This is a genomic window from Ulvibacter antarcticus, from assembly GCF_003688405.1.
Lineage (GTDB): Bacteria > Bacteroidota > Bacteroidia > Flavobacteriales > Flavobacteriaceae > Ulvibacter > Ulvibacter antarcticus.
The window spans coordinates 224,268-240,650 of record NZ_REFC01000015.1 but is presented as its reverse complement, the minus strand read 5'-3'; the positions used below and the strand labels follow the sequence as shown (position 1 = coordinate 240,650).

Below are 16,383 nucleotides of genomic sequence, written 5' to 3'. Positions count from 1 at the left end.
TAACATGGGAAAGATTACAGGATTTATGGAGTTTGAACGTGTCGTAGAAAGCTATGACAAAGTCGAAAACAGGTTAAAAAATTACAATGAGTTTACAATTCCTCTTGAAAAGGAAGAATTGAAAAAACAGGGTGGAAGATGTATGGATTGCGGAATTCCTTTTTGTCATACCGGCTGCCCATTGGGCAATTTAATTCCCGATTTTAATGATTACGTCTATAAAGGAAAATGGAAAGAGGCTGCGAGAATTTTACATGCAACCAATAATTTCCCTGAGTTTACCGGCAGATTATGTCCCGCACCCTGTGAAGAGGCTTGTGTGCTAGGCATAAATGAAGATCCGGTAACAATCGAGAATATTGAGAAAAATATTGTGGAAACCGCCTTTAAAGAAGGTTGGATAAAGGCAGATCCTCCAAAACAACGCACAGATAAAAAAGTGGCAATCATTGGCTCCGGACCTTCCGGATTAGCTGCAGCACAACAATTAAACAGAGCAGGACATTACGTAACTGTATTTGAACGAGATCAAAAGCTAGGCGGATTATTACGCTACGGGATTCCCGACTTTAAACTTGAAAAATCTATAATAGACCGCAGGTTAGAGGTATTGGTAAAAGAAGGAATTAATTTTGAAACCAATGCCCATATTGGAGTAAATACCAGTGTTGAAACGCTTAAAGCCGATTTCGATGCAATTTTGTTATGTGTTGGTGCTACAGAACGAAGAAGCATTCCAATAAAAGGTGCACATCTAAAAGGGGTGCATCAGGCAATGGATTTCTTAAAACTAAACAATGAATTTGTGGATGGATTGGTTGAATTTGATAAGGTTCTTTCAGCGAAGAATAAAAATGTAATTGTAATTGGAGGAGGTGATACAGGTTCAGATTGTATTGGTACATCGAATCGTCATGGTGCGAAATCGGTTACGAACTTTGAGATACTAAACAAGCCAACTAAGGGAAGACCAGTAAACCAACCTTGGCCTTATTGGCCTATGCGACTTAAAACTAGCTCTTCGCATGAGGAAGGTGTAGAACGATTTTGGAGTATTTCTACCAAAGAATTTTTGGGAGATAAAAATGGAAACTTAAAGGGATTGGTAACTGCAGAAGTTGAATGGATTTTCAAGGAGGGTGAAAGACCACAATTGAAAGAAATCCCAAATACTGAAAAGACGCTGGATTGCGATATGGTACTATTAGCACTAGGGTTTACAGGTCCTGAAAAAACATTATCGGAACAATTAGGATTAGAAATCGATTTTAGAACGAATATAAAAGCGACAATCGCCGATTATAAAACAAACGTTGCAGGAATTTTTGCGGCAGGTGATGTTAGACGAGGACAGTCTTTGATTGTTTGGGCAATCTCCGAAGGTAGGCAAGCGGCACATCATCTCGATGCTTATTTAATGGGGACTTCAAACCTGCCATTAAAAGATGATAATGATCTACCCAGAGTTTAAATACATAATTAAACTTATCGTTCAGAAACAGGTTTAGTTAACTTGAAATTCTAAACTAATACTCTTGAAGGTTAAGCTAAGAGCAGTCATTGTAAAGATAATTATCTTTATGAACATCGGATAAGATTAGGTATTAAATAACTGATAATTAGAACATTAAACTTAAAAATTTATAATTGGATTTATTTTGAATTGTTCAAAGTCAATTTTGTTGTACTGCCGATTTCTTATTTTCGACTCTTGTACTTCAGGATAGTACAATTCCGAAGTATACATTGAAAAGAATTGAATGAAAGAATTGAATGAAAGAATTAAACAAGTATAGTAAAACAGTAACTCAGGACCCTACACAACCCGCAGCTCAGGCAATGCTCCACGCAATTGGCCTTACTACTGAAGATTTTTATAAGCCAATGATTGGAATTGCAAGTACAGGTTATGAAGGAAACCCCTGTAATATGCATCTCAATGATTTGGCAAAATTGGTGAAAAAAGGCACCAAAAATGAAGATGTAATTGGCCTTATTTTTAACACTATTGGCGTAAGTGACGGTATTTCTATGGGAACTCCAGGGATGCGTTATTCTTTGCCTTCACGCGATTTAATTGCCGATTCAATGGAAACGGTAGTACAGGCGATGAGTTATGACGGATTGATTACCGTTGTGGGTTGCGACAAAAATATGCCCGGAGCCTTGATGGCCATGATTAGATTAAATCGCCCATCAATTTTGGTGTATGGCGGAACGATTGATTCAGGTTGCCACAATGGACAAAAACTTGACGTTGTTTCTGCTTTTGAAGCTTGGGGAGCAAAGGTGGCAGGCACGATGACAGAAAATGAATATCAAAATATTGTTGAAAAAGCCTGTCCTGGCGCGGGTGCCTGTGGCGGAATGTACACTGCAAATACAATGGCTTCGGCAATCGAAGCCTTGGGTATGACGCTTCCATTTAATGCTTCGAACCCGGCCTTGAGTGATGCAAAACAGGAGGAGTCGGTGAAAGCTGGTGAAGCCATTAGAGTTTTGCTTGAAAAGGACATTAAACCTTCAGACATTATTACGCGTAAATCTTTAGAGAATGCCATTCGGTTGGTAACAATCCTTGGTGGATCTACAAATGCAGTACTTCATTTCTTGGCGATCGCCAGAGCAGCTAATATTGATTTCACTCTGAAGGACTTTCAGAATATAAGTGACAACACACCTTTTTTAGCCGATTTAAAACCCAGCGGAAAATACCTAATGGAAGACGTACATGCTGTTGGTGGAATCCCTGCAGTTTTAAAATATTTACTTCGGAAGGGATTGTTACATGGAGACTGTCTTACAGTTACCGGAAAAACAATAGCAGAAAATTTATTAGATGTCCCTGATCTTTCTGAAGGGCAAGATGTCATAAGACCAATCGAAAAGCCTATAAAAGCAACCGGACATTTGCGAATGCTTTATGGAAATTTAGCTTCAGAAGGAAGTGTTGCAAAAATAACTGGTAAAGAAGGGTTGAAATTTCAGGGAAAAGCAAAAGTATTTGAGGGAGAATATGCTGCAAACGACGGAATTCGAGATGGAGAAGTGGAAAAAGGAGATGTGGTTGTAATTAGATATGAAGGACCTAAAGGAGGTCCGGGAATGCCCGAAATGTTAAAACCAACAGCTGCCATTATAGGAGCCGGACTTGGAAATGACGTTGCTTTAATCACCGACGGTCGATTTTCTGGAGGAACTCACGGTTTTGTAGTGGGACATATTACTCCTGAAGCTCAAGAAGGTGGAACAATCGCCTTAGTTAAAGATGGAGACATCATTACAATTGACGCCGAAACTAATTCAATTTCGCTGGAGGTGACTGAAGAAGAATTAAAACAGAGAAAACAACGCTGGTCGGCGCCAAAGCTGAAAGTAAGTCGTGGTGTTTTATATAAATATGCAAGAACTGTTTCATCTGCATCCCAAGGGTGCGTAACAGACGAATTCTAATTCCTGCGCAGACAGGAATCTCAACATTTGAAGTTTAGTTTATGAAAGAAACACAAATTATTGAAAAGCAGGATGCTTCATCTCAAACGAAGGTGCGAATCTCGGGTGCTGAAGCCGTGGTAAAATGTTTATTGGCGGAAGGTGTGGATATACTTTATGGCTATCCCGGAGGCGCCATTATGCCGGTGTATGATGAGCTTTATAAATATAAAAGTCAGATTCATCACGTGCTCACGAGACATGAACAGGCAGCAGCACATTCGGCGCAAGGTTATGCCCGAATTTCAGGGAAAGTTGGAGTTGCAATGGCTACATCCGGTCCTGGAGCTACCAATCTAATTACTGGAATTGCAGATGCTCAAATAGATTCTACACCCTTGGTTTGCATTACCGGTCAAGTTGCTTCACATTTGTTGGGAAGTGATGCTTTTCAGGAAACAGATATCGTCGGAATTTCAACACCAGTAACCAAATGGAATCATCAAATAACCAAGGCTTCAGAAATTCCTGCAGTATTGGCAAAAGCCTTTTATATCGCAAAAAGTGGTCGTCCGGGACCTGTATTGATTGATATCACTAAAGATGCGCAGTTGGAGGAATTTGATTTTCAGTATAAAAAATGTACAGGAATCAGAAGTTATAATCCGATTCCCGTAATTGACAATAGCGCAATAACTGAAGCTGCAGCAATGATTAATGCCGCAAAAAAGCCATTGATTGTTTGGGGACAAGGAATTTTACTTGGAGAAGCAGAAGCGGAGTTTAAGGCGGTCATTGAAAAAGCTGGGATACCATCGGCATGGACCATTTTGGGTGCATCTGCGATACCGACAAGCCATCCACTAAATGTTGGAATGGTTGGTATGCATGGTAATTATGCCCCTAATGTTTTAACCAACGAATGTGATGTATTGATTGCTATTGGAATGCGCTTTGATGACCGGGTTACAGGTAATTTAAAGACCTATGCTAAACAAGCGAAGATCATCCACTTCGATATTGACCCTTCAGAAATTGACAAGAATGTAAAAACCGATTTAGCTGTATTAGGAGATGCCAAAGAAAGTCTTTCCTTACTGCTACCTCATTTAAATTTGAATAAACATACGGATTGGCTTCAGAAATTCAAAGACTTATATACTATAGAATTTGAAAAGGTCATTAAAAATGATTTACATCCTACCATGGAGGGACTTACAATGGGAGAAGTTCTAAATGAGATTAACCAGGTGACCGAAGGGAATGCCGCAATTATATCGGATGTGGGGCAGCATCAAATGATTGCGTGTCGTTATGCCGAATTCAACAAATCAAAAAGTAATATAACTTCTGGCGGATTAGGAACTATGGGCTTTGCACTTCCGGCTGCTATTGGAGCTAAAATGGCAGCTCCAGATCGAGATGTGATTGCTATCATTGGTGATGGAGGTTATCAGATGACGATTCAAGAATTAGGCACGATTTTTCAAACGAAGGTACCCGTGAAAATTGTGGTTTTAAACAATGAATTTTTAGGAATGGTTCGTCAATGGCAAGAGCTGTTTTTTGATAAGCGATATGCATCTACTGAAATGGTAAATCCAGATTTTGTGGCTATTGCGAAAGGCTATTTTATTGAGGCTAAGAAAGTGACAAAGCGAGAAGAATTAAAAGATGCAGTTGCAGAAATGATGGCATGTGAAGGCGCCTATTTCCTTGAAGTTCGGGTAGAAAAAGAAGGAAATGTGTTTCCAATGATTCCTACGGGAGCGTCTGTATCGGATATAAGGTTGAGTTAGACCGCTTCGCTGAAAGAAGTAAGAAAAAAGAATATAGAAAATAGACGAAAGAAAAGAGAAAATTAAATAATACAAACGAGAACAGTCTTTCCTCTTTGTTCTTTCTTCTAAAAAAATAAAATATGAGCGAATCAATAAATACATATACGGTTTCAGTTTATACTGAAAATAATATAGGATTACTGAATCGGATTTCGGCGATTTTTCAAAGAAGACACATGAATATTGAAAGTTTAAATACTTCAGTATCCGAAATAGAGGGTGTATCACGATTTACGATTGTTGTGGAAATGACGGAGGAACAAATCAAGAAAATTATCGGTCAGATTGAAAAGCAGGTGGAAGTGATAAAGGCTTATTACCATACCGATGAAGAGACTGTTTATCAAGAGTCTTGTATGTTTAAAATCAAGTCGGATTTATTATTCGAGGAAAGAGAAATTCAGAATATAATAAAAGAAAGCAACGCCAGAATTGTAACTGTGAATAAAGAATTCTTCGTATTGGAGAAATCGGGAAGACGCAACGAAATTGAGTTGTTACATAGAGAACTCAGTGTTTTTGGAATTATGCAGTTTACGCGTTCGGGAAGAATAGCAGTGACAAAAGAACCTATGGAAGTTACACAAATGCTGGAAGCATTTAATCATTAAAAAGAATAGAAAAATGACAAATTATTTCAACACCTTATCCTTACGAGAGCAATTGGCGCAATTGGCAAAGTGCAGATTTATGAATGCTTCGGAATTTGAGGACGGGGTTAACGCATTAATTGGAAAGAAAGTGGTAATTATTGGTTGTGGCGCTCAAGGTCTTAATCAAGGCTTAAACATGAGGGATTCCGGTCTCGATGTTTCTTATGCTTTAAGAGAAGTCGCAATTAAAGAAAACCGTGACTCTTTTAAAAATGCTAGTCAAAATAACTTTAATATAGGTACTTATAATGAATTAATTCCAATGGCAGATTTGGTGTTAAATTTAACGCCAGACAAACAGCATACACAGGTTGTAAATGCAGTAATGCCGTTAATGAAAAAAGGAGCGACTTTATCGTACTCTCATGGTTTTAATATCGTGGAAGAAGGGATGAAAGTCCGAAAGGATATAACGGTTATAATGGTTGCCCCTAAATGTCCTGGGACTGAAGTGAGAGAAGAATATAAAAGAGGATTTGGAGTACCAACGTTAATAGCAGTTCATCCTGAAAATGATCCTGAAAATAAGGGCTGGTCACAAGCAAAAGCATATGCAGTGGCCACTGGAGGGCATCGCGCCGGGGTTTTAGAATCGTCATTTATTGCAGAAGTTAAAAGTGATCTTATGGGAGAACAGACCATTTTATGTGGTGTGTTGCAAACAGGGTCTATACTTTCTTTCAATAAAATGGTTGCTGAAGGTATTGTTGCTAATTATGCAGCGAAGTTAATTCAGTTTGGTTGGGAAACAATTACTGAGGCCTTGAAGCAAGGTGGAATTACCAATATGATGGACCGATTATCGAATCCGGCAAAAATTAAAGCCTTCGAATTATCTGAAAAATTAAAAACAATAATGAAGCCATTGTTTGAAAAGCATATGGACGATATTATTTCGGGGCATTTCTCGCAAACTATGATGACCGATTGGGTCAATAACGATAAAGATTTGTTGCGATGGAGAGCTGAAACCGGAGAAACAACCTTCGAAAAAACAGCCCTTACTTCTAATCATATAAGCGAACAAGAATATTTTGACCATGGTGTTTTGTTAGTGGCTTTTGTGAAATCTGGAGTAGAATTAGCTTTCGAAACAATGGTAAGTGCCGGTATTGTTGAAGACTCGGCCTATTATGAGTCATTGCATGAACTTCCGTTAATTGCCAATACCATTGCAAGAAAGAAGCTTTTTGAAATGAACCGGGTTATTTCCGATACTGCGGAATACGGTTGTTATCTGTTCGACCATGCTTGCAAACCACTATTGGTTGATTTTATGAAGTCTGTAAAGACAGATGTAATTGGAACGTCTTTTTCTAAATCTAATGCTGTCGACAATGTAGATTTAATTGCGGTAAATGATGCAATTCGGAATCTTAAAATTGAAGCAGTTGGGAAACGATTGCGTCATGCAATGACCGCCATGAAAACAATAAAATCAGCTGTAAAAGAGGAAGCTGTTTTATCTTAATAAAATATGCATACAACCTTAACATACTTTCCTACTGTACAAGCTATTGAAGCGGCCGCCTTGAAATTAAAGGGGGTTGCCTCCGTGACACCTTTAACTCAAAATACCCGGTATTCTCAGCAATTTGAATCTAACGTATTGTTCAAACGGGAAGATCTGCAAGAAGTACGTTCTTATAAAATAAGAGGCGCATACAACAAAATGGCTTCTTTAACAGCTTCCGAAGTTGAAAATGGTATTGTCTGCGCTAGTGCCGGTAATCACGCCCAGGGAGTTGCACTATCATGTAAATTATTAAAAATAAAGGGAACAATTTTTATGCCTTCTCCTACTTCAAATCAGAAGGTCGAACAGGTTAAAATGTTTGGTGAAGAGTTTATAGAAATTGTGCTAGGAGGTGATACCTTCGACGATGCTTATGTTTCAGCTATGTTGGAATGTGAACGACTCAGCGGAAATTTCATTCATCCATTTAATGATGAGAAAGTTATTGAAGGCCAAGCGACCATAGGCTTGGAAATTTTGAAACAAACTGAAAAACCAGTTGATTACATTTTTCTTCCGGTAGGTGGTGGAGGTCTGGCTTCAGGCCTTTCAACCTTGTTTAAACTCGTATCGCCAAATACAAAAATTATTGGAGTTGAACCAGAAGGCGCACCCTCAATGTCCACTTCAATACGCAATAACAGAAATACTGAAATTAAACACATAGAAAGTTTCGTTGACGGGGCCGCAGTTCGAAAAGTAGGTAATATGACCTTTGCCATTTGCAAGGAAAATTTGGACGCTATGATAACTGTTCCTGAGGGCAAAATATGTCAGACCATATTAGAACTTTATAATAAAGATGCCATTATTGTTGAGCCAGCGGGGGCGTTGAGTATAGCGGCATTGGACTACTATAAAGAAGAGATAAAGGGGAAAAATGTAGTTTGTATTGTAAGTGGAAGCAATAACGATATTACGCGCACTCCTGAAATTAAAGAAAGGGCACTACTTTATGCGAACTTAAAACATTATTTTATTATTAAGTTTCCACAAAGGGCCGGAGCTCTGCGAGAATTTGTTGTAGATATTTTGGGACCTAACGATGATATTACACATTTTGAATACACTAAAAAAGCCAATAGAGATAACGATGTCGCTGTGGTTGGTGTAGAACTTAAATCACCAAATGATTTAGAACCATTAATTACAAAATTGAAGCTTCATAATTTTTATGGAGACTATTTGAATAACAAGCCAGATTTATTTCAATTTTTGGTTTAACAAGACAATAATAATAAACTCAACATTCATGGATATTCCAGAAGCTTATAAAATAACGTCCTTAATTAATCAAAATAGCTATCTCGTTTCAGGGGAATTAAAGCCTTGGAAAGGTAAAACAACCGAAGTTTATTCAACGATCTCTTCAACTGAAGATTATAAGCCCACCTTATTGGGGAGTATACCACAGTTAGGTAAAGATGAAGCTTTAGAGGCATTAGATGCTGCTTGTGATGCCTATGATAAAGGTAAAGGGTCGTGGCCTACAATGAAGGTAATCGATAGAATTGCCTGCATGGAGAATTTTGTAAAACAAATGAAAACCAAGCGGGCAGAAGTTGTAAAATTATTGATGTGGGAGATTGGCAAAAACCTTCCGGATTCTGAAAAGGAATTTGACAGAACTGTAGACTATATTAATGACACAATCGAAGACTACAAGCAACTTGACAGGCGCAATGCGAAATTCGAAAAGCAAGACGGAGTATATGCACATATAAGACGTGGACCCCTTGGGGTTGTTCTTTGTTTGGGACCTTATAATTACCCACTAAATGAGACTTTTGCACTTTTGATTCCTGCATTAATTGTTGGGAATACAGTAATTTTTAAACCGGCGAAACACGGGGTCTTGTTAATTTCACCTTTATTGGAAGCCTTCCGAAGCAGTTTTCCAAAAGGTGCGGTTAATATTATTTATGGTCGAGGCAGAACTGTTGCAACGCCCATTATGGAGACTGGAAAAGTGAATGTCCTGGCATTGATTGGAAACAGTACTTCTGCTAATGCACTTCAAAATGTACATCCCAGACAAAACAGATTGCGATTGGTATTAGGATTGGAAGCTAAAAATCCGGCCATTGTTTTACCCGATGCCGATTTAGATTTAGCAATAGACGAGTGCATTGCGGGAACTCTATCCTTTAACGGACAGCGATGCACCGCTTTAAAAATTTTATATGTGCATGAGTCCATTATAGAAGAGTTTAATAAGCGATTTTCAGCGCGAGTTGATGCCCTTAAATTTGGAAATCCTTGGGAGGATGGTGTAAAATTGACGCCACTTCCGGAACCTGGCAAACCGGCGTATATTCAGGAATTGATTGATGATGCTTTAGAAAAAGGAGCCAAAATTCTGAATAAAAAAGGGGGAGAAACCTCAAATAATTATGTTTTTCCTGCTGTTCTATATCCTGTGAATAAGGAGATGAGAGTATTTCAGGAAGAGCAATTTGGACCAGTAGTTCCAATTGTTTCATTTAATGATATTGAAGAACCACTAGATGATATGGCAGAATCTAACTACGGTCAACAAGTGAGCGTATTTGGAAAAGATGTCAAAACCCTTGCTTCTTTAATCGATACCTTGGTAAATCTCGTTTGTCGAGTTAATTTAAATAGCTCATGTCAGCGTGGCCCGGATGCCTATCCTTTTACCGGCAGAAAAGATTCGGCCGTAGCAACTTTGAGTGTTCATGATGCGATTCGTTCTTTTTCAATTAGAACATTTGTTGCTTCAAAGGATAACGCCTATAACAATGCTATATTAAATGAAATACTTGATAGTAAGGCATCAAATTTTATTAGTACCGATTATATTTTATAGTCAATATTTGGCAATTGGATTTAAGAATTATTTGAATATTCTTAACGGAGCAATTTATAAATGAAGCATTTATATTTTGTAAGCGTAAGATTGCGAATTTGATAAGAGTTTTTAAAAAGACAATATTTTAAGGACAATATTAAAAATAAAAGTATAGTTTTGTGTCAATGAATTCTTTACAAAATAAAATACGTACTTCTATTCCGAGTTGGTTCTTGCGCCAACCCCGTCGCTAATATTTTTATTTTTCGACCTATTAAAACGATACGTTAATTTTATTTTTTCACATTGATTACAACTTACAACATAGATTGCCTACAAAAATTAGTTATAAACATTTATAACTTTGATAGGCTACGCTCATATTTTCTTCGTCGCCCTTTGGGTGAGCTTCTATTTTAGAACTTAGGTGAGTCCGGTTCTCTTTCCGAAAAAATATTAATGTTTATAATTAAAAATCAGAGCAATGGAAATTGTTATTGCCAATAAATCACATGGTGTGTACGCTACTATTATATCTGAAACCATAGATGAATCGGCCAAAGTAAGAGGCACCGGAATAGCGAAGCGAACTCCCGAATATATTATTACTAAAATGGAGAATGGTAATGCTGTTATCGCATTAGAGGGAGATGTTTTTGCGGGCTTTTGCTATATCGAAGTGTGGAGTCACGGTAAGTTCGTCGCGAATTCGGGCTTAATTGTTCATCCCGATTTTAGAGAACAAGGCCTGGCGAAAAAGATAAAACTAAAGATTTTCGAACATTCACGAACCAAGTTTCCAGACGCAAAAGTATTTAGTATAACTACAGGTTTAGCCGTTATGAAAATGAACAATGACCTTGGCTACAAACCTGTTACTTTTTCTGAATTAACAGACGATCAAAGTTTCTGGAATGGCTGTCAAACATGTAAAAACTATGACGTCTTGCAACGTACTGAACAAAAAATGTGTTTGTGTACCGGAATGTTATACGATCCTTCCAAAAAAGAATTGAAAGGAAAGAAACAGATTAAAGAAAAAGTATTTAATAGGCTTAAGCATATCAAAGAAAGCATGTTTTTAAAAAAGGAGAAAAAATGAAAAAGTTAGTTTTAGCTTATAGCGGAGGTTTAGACACTTCATATTGTGCCGTGCACTTATCGAAAGAGAAGGGTTTTGAAGTCCATGCAGTATCAGTGAATACCGGTGGATTTACACCTTCAGAAATTAGTGAAATTGAAGCAAATGCCTATAAAATGGGCGTTACAACTTATAAAAATATCGATGCGGTATCCACATTTTACCATAAAGTGGTGAAGTTTCTAATCTTCGGAAATGTTCTTAAAAACAATACCTATCCATTATCGGTCAGTGCAGAGCGTATTATTCAAGCTATTGAAATTATTGAATATGCAAAAATTATAAATGCACAATATATTGCACATGGCAGTACTGGTGCGGGAAACGATCAGGTTCGATTCGACATGATTTTTCAGATTTTAGCACCTGAAATTCAGATTATCACACCAATAAGAGATGGAAAATTATCTAGGCAACAGGAAATAGAATATCTAAAAGCCAATAAAATTGAAATGTCATGGGACAAAGCGAAGTATTCGGTGAATAAAGGTCTGTGGGGAACAAGTGTTGGAGGTGCAGAAACACTTACTTCAGAGAGTCCATTACCCGAGCAAGCTTACCCATCTCAATTGCAGAAAGAGGGAGAGGAAAAGCTAAAGCTTACCTTTAGTGATGGCGAGTTAACAGCTCTAAATAGTATTGAAAATAGCCCTGAAAAAAACATTGAGTTATTGAATTCTTTGGCTTCCAGTTATGCAATTGGAAGAGATATCCATGTGGGAGATACGATCGTTGGTATTAAAGGACGGGTAGGTTTTGAGGCAGCCGCAGCTTTAATTATAATAAAGGCACATCATTTACTAGAAAAGCACACCCTTACAAAATGGCAATTACAGCATAAGGAGTATTTGGCGAGTTTCTACGGAATGCATTTACACGAAGGGCAATATTTAGATCCTGTGATGAGAAATATCGAGGCTTTCCTGGAAAGTAGTCAGGAGAAAGTAACTGGAGATGTTATTGTGAGTTTAAAACCATATCACTTCACGCTCGACGGAATTGATTCACCTCATGATCTTATGAATGCCAAGTTCGGAAGCTATGGTGAGGAAAACATTGGATGGTCTGCAGAAGAAGCAAAAGGATTTATTAAGATTTTAAGTAATCAGAATAAAATATATCATCAGGTAAACACGAAATCATGAAGATCCAAGTTGGAATTGTAGGTGGTGCCGGATACACAGCCGGTGAATTGATTAGGATATTGATTAATCATTCAAAAGTGGTTATAAATTTCGTTTATAGTACTTCTAATGAGGGAAATAAGATTAGTTCTGTTCATCAAGATTTAGTTGGAGAAACAGAATTGGTGTTTACAAAGAGAATTAATTCTAAGGTAGATGTGTTGTTTTTATGTTTAGGTCATGGAAATTCTAAAGCTTTTTTGGAAGTCAATGAGTTTTCAGAAAAGACAAGAATTATAGATTTAAGTAATGACTTCAGACTAAATAAAGACAGCATCTTTAAAGAGAATAACTATATCTATGGTTTGCCTGAATTGCAGAAAGAAAGGATTAAAACAGCAAATTATATTGCGAATCCCGGGTGTTTTGCTACTGCGATTCAATTGGGATTGTTGCCATTGGCCAAGAATAATTTGCTAAAAGATGATATTCATGTGAATGCTGTAACTGGCTCTACCGGAGCGGGAACTAGTTTGTCTGAAACAATTCATTTTAGTTGGCGAACCAATAATTTAAGTCATTATAAAGCTTTTTCACATCAGCATCTAGATGAGATAAATGAGTCTATTGTGAATTTACAATCAACGTTTTCTTCGGAAATAATTTTCATTCCAAATCGAGGGAACTTCTCAAGAGGGATTTTCGCTACTCTTTATACGAAGTACGAGGGAAGTATAGAAGATGCCAAGAAGCTTTACAATACTTTTTACACTGATGCTGAATTTGTATTTGTATTTGACGAGGATATTCATCTGAAGCAGGTTGTCAATACAAACAAATGCATAATTCATTTACACAAACACAATAATATTTTACTAATCACAAGCATTTTAGATAATCTTTTGAAGGGTGCATCCGGACAAGCAGTTCAGAATATGAATTTAATGTTAGGGTTTCAAGAATCTGAAGGATTAAGACTTAAAGCTAACTTTTTTTAAAAATAAATACTATGAAAATCGCCATTATAGGAACGGGTAATTTAGGGTATTCAATCGCAAAAGGATTAATTACCACAAATGCGATAACCTCTCTTTATCTGACCAAGAGAAATTTAGATGATATAAAGGAATTCGAAGGATATAAAAATGTGATGCTTACTACCGATAATACTTTGGCGGTTCGGGAATCGGACATCCTTATTTTCGCAGTTCAACCTGCACATTTGCAAGCTGTCTTGAATGAGATTGTGCCATTTTTAACTGAAAAGCACGTGCTCATTTCAACTGTTACAGGATTTGTAATTCCTAAAATTGAAGCGATCGTAGGTTCAGATACTTTTGTAATTCGTGCCATGCCTAATACAGCAATTGCCGTTGGAAAATCAATGACCTGTCTATGTAGCAACGAAGCTGGACAAAAACGCATAAAAATTGCCAAGGCAATATTTGATCGCCTTGGTCATACTCTTAGTATCCCGGAATCACAAATGCAAGCGGCAACGGTTGTTTGCGCCAGTGGAATTGCTTTTTGGATGCGACTCATTAGAGCTACCACGCAGGCAGCAATTCAACTAGGATTCGATGCTAAGGAGGCGCAAGAATTGGCCATGTACACCAGTGAAGGTGCGGCGAATTTGCTCATTACAAACGGCGATCATCCTGAACAAGAGATTGATCGTGTAACTACCCCAAAGGGATGTACCATTCTAGGTTTAAATGAAATGGAACACAAAGGACTAAGCTCTTCGCTCATTCAGGGAATGGTGGCTTCTTTCAATAAAATCAGCAATATAAAAGAGGCAGAATTATGAGTTTATTTGAGGTATATCCACTTTTTGATATTACGCCTGTAAAGGCAAAAGACGTTTTTGTATACGATGAAAAAGGTACTAAATTCCTCGATTTGTACGGAGGTCATGCGGTTATTTCTATTGGGCATTCGCATCCACATTATGTAAAGAGTCTAACGAGTCAATTGCAGCAAATTGGATTTTACAGCAATTCAATTCAGAATCCTTTGCAAGTTAAATTAGCAAATAAATTAGCAGGCTTGTCAAAATGTGAAGACTATCAACTTTTTCTATGTAATTCTGGCGCTGAAGCTAATGAAAATGCACTAAAGCTTGCCTCTTTTCAAACAGGGAGAAAGAAAGTTATTGCTTTTAAAAATTCTTTCCATGGAAGAACTTCAGCGGCGGTTGCGGTGACCGATAATCCGAAAATAGTAGCTCCAATTAACGCCCAGCAAGAAGTAGAATATATAGAATTGGGTGATTTAATTTCAGTAGAGAAAGCACTTCAGAAGAATGATGTTTGCGCTGTAATTGTTGAATGTATTCAAGGTGTAGGAGGATTGGATGAAAGTACGACTGGCTTCTATCAAGGGCTAGAGATATTAACTAAAAAGTATGGCGCCTTACTCATCATTGATGAGGTACAATCGGGTTTTGGGCGTACCGGCGATTTTTTTGCATTTCAAAAGCATGGAATTGAGCCGGATATTATTTCAATGGCCAAGGGAATGGGTAATGGATTTCCAATCGGCGGGATATTAATTCATCCATCTATAAAGGCGTCGTATGGTCTGTTAGGGACTACCTTTGGAGGAAATCACTTGGCTTGCGCGGCATCTTTGTCAGTATTAGAAGTTATAGAGAACGAGAGTCTTATGTCGAATGCTGCAAAGATGGCAACTTATTTTATTGAGAAAGCGAAATCAATTCCGAAGTTAAAAACTATTAAAGGTCGCGGATTAATGCTGGGATTGGAATTTGATTTCCCTGTTTCAGAACTTCGGAAGACCCTTATATACAAACATCATATTTTCACCGGAAGTGCAAGTAATTCGAATTTGTTGCGAATCCTGCCACCACTTACTATTCAGAAACAACATTTAGATATCTTTTTTGAAGCCCTTTATTCAGAATTATGAAAAATTACGACGACATATCTGCGATTGAAAATCTTTCTGAAATAATTGATCAAGCGATTCTATTAAAGAAGAATCCGTATCAGTTTTCTACACTCGGTAAGCATAAAACATTGGTCATGCTATTTTTTAACTCGAGCTTACGTACGCGATTGAGTACGGAGAAGGCAGCGAAAAATCTTGGGATGGAAGTCACTATTTTAAATGTAAACGACTCCTGGAATTTGGAGTTTGAAGATGGAACCATCATGAACGCGGCAACTGCAGAGCATATTAAAGAGGCGTGTCGGGTGATTTCTCAATATGCAGATATCATTGCAGTACGTGCGTTCGCTTCGCTTCAGGATAAAGAAAAAGATGCATCAGAATTAGTACTTAAAAGTTTTCTAAAGTATGCCACAGTACCCATTGTTAATATGGAAAGTGCGATTGCACATCCGTTGCAAGCATTGGCTGATGCAATTACTATTGAAGAATTAAAAACGAAGAAGAGGCCCAAAGTAGTGCTGTCCTGGGCGCCACACCCTAAAGCATTACCGCATGCTGTGGCAAATAGTTTTGTAACAATGATGCAGAAAATAGATGTCGAGCTGTTAATTACACATCCAAAGGGCTATGACTTAGATCCGGCAATTATCAAAGATTCGCTGATTGAATATGATCAGGAAACCGCTTTGAAAGGTGCCGATTTTATCTATGTTAAAAATTGGAGTAGTTATAATAACTATGGTAAAGTAATGAGCCATGACCCGAACTGGATGATGACTAAAAGTAAGTTGGGAGCGGCAAAATTTATGCATTGTTTACCGGTACGGCGTAATGTTGTTGTTGAAGATAAAGTGCTTGACGGGGACAATTCGTTGGTGATTCATCAAGCTAATAATAGAACTTTTGCAGCCCAAATAGTCCTAAAAAAAATACTCGAAAATCTATAAC

At 37.6% G+C, this 16,383-nt stretch carries 13 protein-coding genes; all 13 read left to right on the top strand.

What is annotated here, in order from left to right; translation table 11 throughout:
* Positions 1–4: 4 nt before the first annotated feature.
* The 13 genes from BXY75_RS15355 to BXY75_RS15295 all read left to right on the top strand — a co-directional run bounded on the left by BXY75_RS15355 (position 5) and on the right by BXY75_RS15295 (position 16,382).
* Positions 5–1,471, top strand: coding sequence for a glutamate synthase subunit beta (locus BXY75_RS15355; protein ID WP_121908657.1), 1,467 nt, complete (start codon positions 5–7; stop codon positions 1,469–1,471).
* Positions 1,472–1,773: 302 nt separating this feature from the next.
* On the top strand, positions 1,774–3,453 hold the full coding sequence (gene ilvD / locus BXY75_RS15350) for a dihydroxy-acid dehydratase (RefSeq protein WP_121908656.1): 1,680 nt from the start codon (positions 1,774–1,776) through the stop codon (positions 3,451–3,453).
* A gap of 41 nt (positions 3,454–3,494) precedes the next feature.
* On the top strand, positions 3,495–5,231 hold the full coding sequence (ilvB, locus tag BXY75_RS15345; RefSeq protein ID WP_121908655.1) for a biosynthetic-type acetolactate synthase large subunit: 1,737 nt from the start codon (positions 3,495–3,497) through the stop codon (positions 5,229–5,231).
* 122 nt (positions 5,232–5,353) lie between these two features.
* Positions 5,354–5,884 (top strand): acetolactate synthase small subunit, encoded by a 531-nt coding sequence (gene ilvN, locus BXY75_RS15340; protein ID WP_121908654.1) that lies wholly within the window; start codon positions 5,354–5,356, stop codon positions 5,882–5,884.
* 13 nt (positions 5,885–5,897) lie between these two features.
* Positions 5,898–7,397, top strand: a complete 1,500-nt coding sequence (ilvC, locus tag BXY75_RS15335) for a ketol-acid reductoisomerase (RefSeq protein WP_121908653.1) — start codon at positions 5,898–5,900, stop codon at positions 7,395–7,397.
* Positions 7,398–7,403: 6 nt separating this feature from the next.
* Complete coding sequence (gene ilvA, locus BXY75_RS15330) at positions 7,404–8,666, top strand: threonine ammonia-lyase IlvA (RefSeq protein ID WP_121908652.1); 1,263 nt, start codon at positions 7,404–7,406, stop codon at positions 8,664–8,666.
* 28 nt (positions 8,667–8,694) lie between these two features.
* Positions 8,695–10,272: an NADP-dependent glyceraldehyde-3-phosphate dehydrogenase gene (locus tag BXY75_RS15325; RefSeq protein ID WP_211331832.1), complete on the top strand. Its 1,578-nt coding sequence runs from the start codon at positions 8,695–8,697 to the stop codon at positions 10,270–10,272.
* A gap of 466 nt (positions 10,273–10,738) precedes the next feature.
* Entirely contained in the window at positions 10,739–11,356 is a 618-nt protein-coding gene (locus BXY75_RS15320; protein WP_121908650.1) for a GNAT family N-acetyltransferase, read from the top strand.
* Positions 11,353–12,540 (top strand): argininosuccinate synthase, encoded by a 1,188-nt coding sequence (locus BXY75_RS15315; protein WP_121908649.1) that lies wholly within the window; start codon positions 11,353–11,355, stop codon positions 12,538–12,540. Before BXY75_RS15320 ends, BXY75_RS15315 begins: the two co-directional genes overlap by 4 nt.
* Positions 12,537–13,517, top strand: coding sequence for an N-acetyl-gamma-glutamyl-phosphate reductase (gene argC / locus BXY75_RS15310; protein WP_121908648.1), 981 nt, complete (start codon positions 12,537–12,539; stop codon positions 13,515–13,517). The genes BXY75_RS15315 and argC overlap by 4 nt, the downstream gene beginning before the upstream one ends.
* 11 nt (positions 13,518–13,528) lie before the next feature.
* Complete coding sequence (gene proC / locus BXY75_RS15305) at positions 13,529–14,329, top strand: pyrroline-5-carboxylate reductase (protein WP_121908647.1); 801 nt, start codon at positions 13,529–13,531, stop codon at positions 14,327–14,329.
* Positions 14,326–15,450, top strand: a complete 1,125-nt coding sequence (locus BXY75_RS15300; protein WP_121908646.1) for an aspartate aminotransferase family protein — start codon at positions 14,326–14,328, stop codon at positions 15,448–15,450. Before proC ends, BXY75_RS15300 begins: the two co-directional genes overlap by 4 nt.
* Positions 15,447–16,382, top strand: coding sequence for a Rossmann-fold NAD(P)-binding domain-containing protein (locus BXY75_RS15295; protein WP_121908645.1), 936 nt, complete (start codon positions 15,447–15,449; stop codon positions 16,380–16,382). The genes BXY75_RS15300 and BXY75_RS15295 overlap by 4 nt, the downstream gene beginning before the upstream one ends.
* Position 16,383 lies beyond the last annotated feature (1 nt).